The 8,281-nt window shown below is 56.4% G+C and carries 6 protein-coding genes and 1 pseudogene; 5 read left to right on the forward strand and 2 right to left on the reverse strand.

Annotation, left to right across the window (positions count from 1 at the left end; genetic code table 11):
- Positions 1-227: 227 nt before the first annotated feature.
- Positions 228-1,304, reverse strand: coding sequence for a type VI secretion system protein TssA (gene tssA / locus BGI27_RS16905; RefSeq protein WP_317984308.1), 1,077 nt, complete (start codon positions 1,302-1,304; stop codon positions 228-230).
- Between the two features lie 310 nt (positions 1,305-1,614).
- Here tssA and BGI27_RS16910 point away from each other — a divergent pair, with 310 nt between their 5' ends.
- Together BGI27_RS16910 and BGI27_RS16915 are read left to right on the forward strand one after the other, a co-directional pair.
- Positions 1,615-2,565: an MCP four helix bundle domain-containing protein gene (locus BGI27_RS16910; protein WP_095525966.1), complete on the forward strand. Its 951-nt coding sequence runs from the start codon at positions 1,615-1,617 to the stop codon at positions 2,563-2,565.
- Positions 2,566-2,589: 24 nt separating this feature from the next.
- Positions 2,590-3,228: pseudogene (locus BGI27_RS16915) on the forward strand (methyl-accepting chemotaxis protein); the annotation flags it as partial.
- 72 nt (positions 3,229-3,300) lie between these two features.
- Here the strand turns inward: BGI27_RS16915 and BGI27_RS16920 are convergent.
- Positions 3,301-3,858 carry an NUDIX hydrolase gene (locus tag BGI27_RS16920; RefSeq protein WP_095525968.1) on the reverse strand — a complete coding sequence of 186 codons (558 nt, stop codon included), beginning with the start codon at positions 3,856-3,858 and terminating at the stop codon, positions 3,301-3,303.
- Between the two features lie 142 nt (positions 3,859-4,000).
- Between BGI27_RS16920 and BGI27_RS16925 the strand changes: the two genes are divergently transcribed.
- The 3 genes from BGI27_RS16925 to flhD all read left to right on the forward strand — a co-directional run bounded on the left by BGI27_RS16925 (position 4,001) and on the right by flhD (position 8,191).
- A complete protein-coding gene (locus BGI27_RS16925; RefSeq protein ID WP_095525969.1) occupies positions 4,001-5,587 on the forward strand; it encodes a GGDEF domain-containing protein in 1,587 nt (528 codons plus the stop codon).
- 99 nt (positions 5,588-5,686) lie between these two features.
- Positions 5,687-7,618: a sensor domain-containing diguanylate cyclase gene (locus BGI27_RS16930; RefSeq protein WP_095525970.1), complete on the forward strand. Its 1,932-nt coding sequence runs from the start codon at positions 5,687-5,689 to the stop codon at positions 7,616-7,618.
- 270 nt (positions 7,619-7,888) lie between these two features.
- Complete coding sequence (gene flhD, locus BGI27_RS16935) at positions 7,889-8,191, forward strand: flagellar transcriptional regulator FlhD (protein WP_095525971.1); 303 nt, start codon at positions 7,889-7,891, stop codon at positions 8,189-8,191.
- Positions 8,192-8,281: the final 90 nt, after the last annotated feature.

Raw genomic sequence — 8,281 nt, forward strand, 5'->3', positions numbered from 1 at the left:
TGAAAAACAGTATTTCATGAAGCTCGGGGCTGTCTAGGAAACCCGGGGCGATTCACATCGTCAATATTAAATGAGCTTTGCAAGGAAAGGCGTGAAATGCCGCTCTGCAAAAATGAGTCGGCATTTTCCTTAATTATGCTTGGGTTTTTCAAGTGCCCGACAGGGCTGGTTTTGATCTGGGTTACATATTTTTCATCTTTATTTTTGCCGAAATCGGAATATTTGATTTAATTCTGGCTGGATTCGTCAAAATCGAGAATATCCTCAAAACGTGCCAGGGCACCATCTTCCTTTAGGACGGTTTTGAGCCAGATATGCAAAGGCATTTCTCCCCAGCGTGCGGCCTTTTCCGCAAGGTAGGCGACTGGACTGTGAGGCTCTGTGCGACGGAAGAATGCAGCTACTTCTCTCAGTTGCCTCAACGCCTGGGTGCGATTTGTGGGTGCACCCAATTGATTTGAAAATGAAGGTGCGGGTTCTATCCCGCTGATGGCAGGATCTCCGGGTTGATGCGTGGGCACCTCGGAAGCCCCTGCGTTGACTCCATTTTCATTTGCAAGCCTGGATAGCTCGGCGGCGTAGCCTTCCAGTTCGTCGATCAGGGGAGAAAACGACGGGCCATCGAGGCCCAGATGCCTGTCAACGGCCGCTGCCAGAAGTCGCAGTGCTGCGATGCATTGCCTGCTGCCCTCCAGTTGCTGCAGATAGAAACTCGAAGGGGTGCGAAGCTGCGCTTCTCTGATTTGTTGAAGGCTGATCCTGTCTGTCTGTGTTTCCGCCGCTTCGGAATTTCGTTCCAGTTGTGATTGCAGCGCACGTGCGCCTTCGAGATCGAGCAGCGTGTGGCGGAGCCCCTTGTGATCGTTGACGGGAAACTCGCGAATCAATTGCTGGCTGCGCCCCAGTAGCCATGCAATGTTGCCGATCCGTTGTTCAGGGTCGCCGTCTTCCATGTCTGGGTACAACTGTTCCCAGAATTCATCTGTGAGCACGGCCATCACTTCGAATCCGATCTTCAGCCCCTCGATTCCATGCAGTTTTGCCAGCGCCTCAGTCAGCCAGGATGCGAGACGGAGATCTTTGGTGCGATGGAGTAGCAGGTCTTGACAGACTTTTGTCACCTGTTTCCAGTCCGCCTCCTTGAGTGAAGTTATCCATTCACCTTGTTCGAGATCAGGATCATCCTGCCTGCGGGCTTTTTGAATCAGATCGAATTCGCTGGAGAAGGACATGTCTTCGCCACATGGATTTCCCCCGGGAATCATGGTTCTGATGCTATTCGGATCAATGTTTATTTGATTCATGACGATTGGCTTTGTTTTCTGCAGCCGGTAATGTTATCTGAATTGGCTTTTGGTTTATTTGTTGAATAAACCGCTTGTCCGTCCGACGAAAGGTGGCCGAAGAGGTCGGGGTTGTTTTTCTAGGTGAAATAGGGCGAATCCCCCATTGTGGGGCTGCCATGCGAAGAGGATTCTTGTTGCTCTGCGTCATACGGTCGTGATGCATAGACACACGCTGTCAAGCGCACCGGAAATCGGCCGTTAATACCCGTACATGCAATAAGTGGCCGGAAGTCTTGACTGACCGGCCCCAAAGCCAGGAGGAGACTCGATGACGATCGCGCGCAAGATCGCACTTATGGTTGCGTTGGCACTGGTCACCAGTGCCGTGGTTTCGGCGGTATCCCTGTTCGGATTGCAGCAGGTGAACGGAGGCGTCACTGCCATTGCTGAAAAAACCTTGCCAGCAGTCTTGGCTACCGGTGACATGCGGGCCCGATACCTTGAGCTGCATGCCGCAGCCTATGACCGAATCAGCATTGCGGATCCAGATCAGGCGAAGGTCGCAGACGAAAAGATGCAGGCGCTGGTCGACTCAATCGTCCAGCAGATCATCTTCTATGCCGAGCACACGACAGACGAGGCGGAGAAGAAAGTGCTCGATGATGCGAGGCTGGCCATCTCTGCTTACGTGGGGCGCATGACTCAGGTCCGCAATCTTGCCGCCATGGGTGAGCGGGAGATGGCAATGGGCGTGATGCAGACACAGGTCGGGCCCATTCACCGGCAGTTGGCTGAGGCCTTTGATGGGCTGTTGAAGGTCCGCACGGCCGAGGCCGGCGCGGTCGGGAAGATGGCCGAGCGGACCTATTCATCCACGCTGGGGTTGAGCATCCTGGCTGCACTCATTGGACTTGTGCTCATAGGCTGTGCCGGTTTTTTCATCGGCCGTTCGGTTGTCCGGCCTTTGAGCCAGATGCAGCAGGCCATCACGCATGCTGTCGAGAGTCTGGATTTCACCGACAACCTGAAGGTCGCCTCAAAGGACGAAGTCGGACAGACCCTCAACGCCTACAACCGATTGCTGCAACGATTGCGCGCCAGTTTCTCTGAGGTTCAGCAAGCCTCGGCACGCATGCTGTCCGCTGCGGAGCAAGCCGATGGCAGTGCTCGCGGGATTGCTGCGAATTCGCGCCAGCAAAGCGATGCGGCGACAGGGATGGCTTCCGCCGTGGAGCAACTGACTGTCAGCATCTCCGTCGTGGCGCATCAGGCTGAGTAGGCCTCGCAGCATACGCATGGTGCGCGTGAGCGTGCTGATCACGGTGCGGAGGTGATCCTGGAGACCGTCGGGCGGATCCAGGCCATCTCGGATACCGTCGAGGCGGCCTCCGCACGTATCGAAACCTTGCGGGGCGACAGCGAAAGCATTTCTGCCGCTGCGGGCATCATCAAGGAGATTGCGGAACAGACCAATCTGCTTGCTCTTAATGCCGCGATCGAGGCCGCCCGTGCGGGAGAGCAGGGAAGAGGGTTTGCCGTCGTGGCTGACGAGGTCCGCAAACTTGCCGAGCGGACGGCCAAATCCACGCAGGAGATATCCGTATTGCTAGCGCGTATGCAGGAAAGCGCCCATGCCGCGGTTGATACGATGGAAAGTGCGGTGCGGGAGGTCGCATCCGGTGTGGAGCATGCGAAGCAGGCAGGAGAATCCATCCATGCCATCAGGGATGGTGCCGGGGCTGTTGTTGGAATGGTGTCGGAGATTACCGATGCCGTTCGCGAACAGAGCGCTGCAAGCACGACGATCGCACAACAGATCGAGCAGATCGCTCAGATGACCGAACGGAATTCCGCTGCGGCCAGCGCGTCTGCCCAGGCAGTAGACCAGATATCCAGCATGAGTCGTGATATCGCGCGGGCATTGGCGGAATACAAGGTCTGATTCACAACAGGAACCAGTAATATCCATGCCCCGCCAGGGTCAGCCTGGTGGGGTTTTTTCTGGCCGACGCTTTTACCGGGGCTTTCGGCTATCCCGATCGCCTACGCTGAGCGAGGACTCGTGAAGGGAATACTGGTTGCCGGCACGGTCTGCAAAATAGTGTTGCAGTGTCAGGGCGACAGAACGAAAGGCGATATCGTCCCAAGGAATCTCAGGCTCGGTGAACAGGCGTGTCTCAAGGGTTTCTTCACCGGGAGAAAAGTCCACATCTAGCAAACGTGCGCGATAGATCAGATGAACCTGATTGATTTGTGGAATGCTGATCAAGGTGTACGGCCCCTCGAGCGCTATGTGCGCGCAGGCTTCTTCGGTGGTTTCCCGAAGGGCCGCCTGTGCGGTGCTTTCGTCGTTCTCCATGAAGCCGGCCGGCAGGGTCCATTTACCGTAGGCTGGTTCTATTGCTCGGCGACACAAGAGTACGCGGTCCTGCCATATGGGGAGACTTCCGACTACGAGTCTGGGGTTGTCGTAATGGATGTAGCCACAGCTGGCGCACACGTGACGAAGACGGTTGTCGCCCGGCGGTAACTCCTGGCGCATCGGTGCAGCGCAGTTGGGGCAGTAATTCATGATTATGAGGCGCCGCGTCTCAAGAGGGCGGGAGCAATGTTGTGTCTGAGGGGATTATGCCCGCGTGCCCGCGCGTCCATGGCGCGTGCGAGTAAAAGTGGTGGCCGGTGACGGGAGGAGCGCGCCCCTTGAGGCGCAATGAATGATCAATCGACTTGAGATACACGACACCTGGAATGGCCTGGTAACTGGCTGGAAACAGGTCTGGCAGGATTGTGCCGACCTGGAGCGCTGGGCTGCGTTCATGCTGCAGTGTGATCGCCTGCTCGCATTGGCGCGTGCCCAGTCCTTGGGTGAACTGGAGCAGGCACTGCAGCCCTTGGTGGATTTGCTGGGCGATCTGCGCGTGCCGGGGCAGGCTGAGGTAGCCGAGGTTGACCGTCTGTTGCCTGGGGTGTTTTCCGTCGTGCGAGAGGTTTGCAGTCCTGGTAGCCGCCGATCGATGAAGGGCTATGCGCCGGAAGATGATGGTCTTCCTCTGGTGGTGATGCTGACGCCCGATGCTACTGCGGTTCGAGAATTGTTGCTCCAGATGGAGCATTACGGCTATGCCTTCAAGGTGTTTGCGGAGTACAGGGCTGGCTTGTTGGCGGCAGTGGCCGAGCGGGCTGTGGCACTTGTCGTGGATATCGGCGAGAACGGCCAGAGGCTGCCTGCGGCATTGGCGGATGAAATCGCACGGAGAGGATTGAAGTGGTTTGTGATGTCCGCGCGAGGGGATTTTCAGCTGCGCTTGCAATCCGTGCGTTGGGGCGCGCAGGGGTATTTTACTGAGCCGGTCAATATCAATGCGCTGGCCGAGGCTATTGATCCGCTGGTGTACGCAGGTCGGGATGATCCTTTTCGGGTGCTCATCCTGGATGATTCGGTCACGGTGCTTGCATCCATTCGGCGCGCTTTGGAGCAGGTCCCTAATGTGACCGTACGCGCGATTCGTCAGCCGGAAGTCATTCTCGAAACCTTGCTGGATTTTTCTCCGGATGTCCTGTTGCTGGATTTTCATATGGAAGGATGCAACGGCCTTGAGGTGGCCAAGATCATCCGGCAGAACGGTGCTTTCGAATCCATCCCCATCGTCTATCTGACTAGTGAAACCAGCGAGTCCGTGCAAGTGGAGGCCATGCGTCATGGTGGTGATGACTTCCTGACTAAACCTATCAGTCATGCACAACTGGTCAGCAGCGTGATCAGCAAGGCGGAGCGTTATCGCGGGCTGCGGAAACTGATGGTGGAAGACAGCCTTACTGGCCTCTTCAACCACGTGAAGACCAAGGCATTACTGCAGCAGGCTTTGCTGCAGGGGGAGCGCCAACAATCTTCGATCTGCTATGCAATCCTCGATATCGATCATTTCAAACGGGTGAACGACACCTATGGGCATTCCGTCGGAGACCGTGTGCTTAAGACGCTGGCGCGCTATCTCAAGCAACGTGTGCGTCGTGCGGATGTCGTGGGGCGCTACGGTGGGGAAGAATTCGTCGTGGTGTTCGTGGATGCCTCGTTACAGCAGGCACTAGATCGCCTGAACAGCATCCGTGAAGGATTTGCACGCATCTACCACGCCTACGATGAAGGAATCTTCTCCGTAACCTTCAGTGCCGGCCTTGCACATTTTCCTGCCTGCCAGACCATGATGGAGTTGATGCTGTCGGCAGACAATGCTTTGTATGCAGCCAAGCGTGGAGGGCGCAACCGCGTTGTACCGGTGAGTCTGTCTGCGCCACGCTGATTGGGTGACGATCAGCTTTGCAGAAGGCGTTAAGTTCGTCACGCCATTGCCGTTGACTGATGCGTTTCAGGCGCTATCCACTCTTCTCGTATCCAGATCATGGTTCTTCCTATTGAGACCTCCCGCTTTGAGCAACTGAAAGCCTCAGGAGATCTTCCTTCGCCCAAGGGCACTGCGCTTGCAGTGATGCGCATGACGCTGCTGGAAGATGTCTCGATGGCAGAACTGGCGCAACTGATCCGTACGGATCCGGCTTTTGTTGGGCGATTGATCAAGGCGGCCAACGGCATTATCGGCTACGGGAGACGCCCCATTGTGTCGGTCCAGGATGCGTTGACCGTGCTCGGGCTGCCAGCTGTACGCAACATGGCGCTGGGGTTCTCTCTGCTCGGTAATTATCAGACAGGCGCTTGCGATGGCTTTGACTACGGCGCTTACTGGTCTTCCTCTTTGTTGATCGCGGTGGCAACACAGGCGGTGACGCTGAGAACCCGGGTAGCTGCTCCCGACGAAACCTACTGCCTAGGCTTGCTGACCCGGGTAGGGGAGCTCGCAATGGCGACCCTGTATCCCCACGATTATTCTCTGCTGCTGTGCGAAGCGGGTGGCGATCTGCGGGCACTGCTGGAGCTGGAGGCGCGCAGCTTTGCGATGACCCATGCGGAGCTGGGGGCAGCCATGCTGGCAGACTGGGGCTTACCGAAGCTTTTCTGCGATGTCACGTTCTGCGTGGCTCGAGGCGAAGAGAATCCGCATGCGGAGGGCTCCCGTGAAGCGGTGCTTGCAGTCACGCTCCAATTGGCCAGAAGCATCAGCGATCTTTGTCTGGCCGATGTTGATGCACGGCCGGCATTTGCACGCCAGGTGCAATTGGTCGGCTCCCGTCTTTCGTTCGATGCCGAAGAGTGCGCTTCCTTGACGGATGCCGTGACTCGGGAATGGCACGAATGGGGGGCGCTGTTGAATGTGCACACAGGCCAGCTACCTCCTTTTTCGGAAATGATCCAGCCGACCCCTCTTGCCGTGACGCCGATGGAAGAGCAGATGTCCGAGGCCGGCGGTATCCGCTTGCTGATGGTTGGTTCCGATCAGACTCATGCTGATCATGTGCGCGAAGTATTGGCGGGAGCTTGCCGCATGATCGTGGTGCCGGATTCCGACTACGCGAAAGCCACCGAGCTGGCCTTGGAATTGTTGCCGGAGCTGGTGATGTTGCCTTGGCAGGCGGATGCGGCTGGTTTTGTGCAAACCTTGCGGAAAACGCGTGTAGGCAAAACGATGTTCGTTTTGGCCTACGCCGAGTCGCTGGATGAAGGAATGATGGCTGTTGCATTCGATGCCGGGGTGGATGATGTGCTGGCATGGCCGCTCAATCCCCGGGTCCTCTACGCGAAACTCCGGACTGGTCATCGTTTGGGGTTCTTGCAGCAGGAGATTCGGCGTGATCGTGAAGAGATCAGGCATTTTGCTGCTGAGCTGGTTGTAAGTCACCGCCGTTTGCAGGAGGCGTCGTCTAGCGACGCTTTGACCGGATTGCCGAACCGGTTGGCTTTCGTCGAGAGTCTGTCCCGGGAGTGGGAATTCGCACATCAGGCAAAGCATCCATTGTCCGCCATCCTGATCGATATTGATCGGTTTCATGTCTTCAATAAAACCTATGGCAGTAAAGCTGGGGATTCGGTCCTGCGCCAGCTTGCTTCAATCGTACACGCAGCATTGCGCAGTCAGGACTTCCTGGCACGTACTGGCGAGGACGAGTTGTCCGTGTTGTGCCCGGGTACCACCCTGGAAGCGGCCGTGGCATGTGCGCAAAGAGTCCGTTCTGCGATCGCCGGAGCTCGTTTTGCTGCTGGAGGTCTGAATCTGGCCTTGAGTGCCAGTATCGGTGTGGCATGCCGATCAAAGGTCGTCACGGACGTGGATAGTCTGATAAAGCTTGTTGAGCTCGGCGTGTCACGGTCCAGGCTGGAAGGGGGAGGGCGTGTGTGTGCCATCCAGTTGCGTCCTGATGGCATACAGGCATCAGCGTAATTTTTTGCTTTTCTCCCTTAAGTTTTTTGAAACTCTGTCGTAAGCGCCTTCAAGAGAGTAGGTTTTGGCTCACCATTCGAACTGTCTGTCTGCTATAAATCCTGGCGTGTAGGAGAGATTTTTACGCGCCCGTTTCTGTTTTTGTGACGTGCTTTTCCGATGCTGCCTGATTGGCTGTTGTCGCCTTGTCGTCGATAATCGAGCTGTAGAGTCCGAAGCAACAGGGCTCGTTTCGGGGTCAATGCCAAGGAAAAGCTCATAAGAACAGGCATGGGAAATGAAATCAGGGAGATGAATCTTTCCTACCTGATGCTGGCACAGCAGATGCTGCAGTCCGATCGAGTCGGTGCGATGCTCAAGCTTGGTGTTGGAGAGGATGTGGCTGAGCTGATCGAGAATCTGACGCCTGCTCAAATCCTCAGAATGGCCTCTTGTGACATGCTTCTCTGCCGCTTCCGGTTCGATGACAATCTGTTGGTTGGCCTGTTGTCCAATCATGGAGCCGACAGCATGGTTTCACGCCTGCATGCCACGATTTTGGCTGCTGGCAAGCCGGTAGAGCATCTGGCTTAATGCTCGGGGGTTGAGATGCGGATGAAGAGCTTGCTTGAATCGCCCCGGGTTTCCTAGACAGCCCCGAGCTTCATGAAATACTGTTTTTCA

Source organism: Candidatus Dactylopiibacterium carminicum, from assembly GCF_014736495.1.
In the GTDB taxonomy this organism is placed as follows: Bacteria; Pseudomonadota; Gammaproteobacteria; order Burkholderiales; family Rhodocyclaceae; genus Uliginosibacterium; species Uliginosibacterium carminicum.

What these genes read in the sequence shown, in the direction of transcription:
- tssA (WP_317984308.1), bottom strand. Translation starts at nt 1,304, where the DNA reads ATGAATCAAATAAACATTGATCCGAATAGCATCAGAACCATGATTCCC.
- BGI27_RS16910 (WP_095525966.1), top strand. Translation starts at nt 1,615, where the DNA reads ATGACGATCGCGCGCAAGATCGCACTTATGGTTGCGTTGGCACTGGTC.
- BGI27_RS16920 (WP_095525968.1), bottom strand. Translation starts at nt 3,858, where the DNA reads ATGAATTACTGCCCCAACTGCGCTGCACCGATGCGCCAGGAGTTACCG.
- BGI27_RS16925 (WP_095525969.1), top strand. Translation starts at nt 4,001, where the DNA reads ATGATCAATCGACTTGAGATACACGACACCTGGAATGGCCTGGTAACT.
- BGI27_RS16930 (WP_095525970.1), top strand. Translation starts at nt 5,687, where the DNA reads ATGGTTCTTCCTATTGAGACCTCCCGCTTTGAGCAACTGAAAGCCTCA.
- flhD (WP_095525971.1), top strand. Translation starts at nt 7,889, where the DNA reads ATGGGAAATGAAATCAGGGAGATGAATCTTTCCTACCTGATGCTGGCA.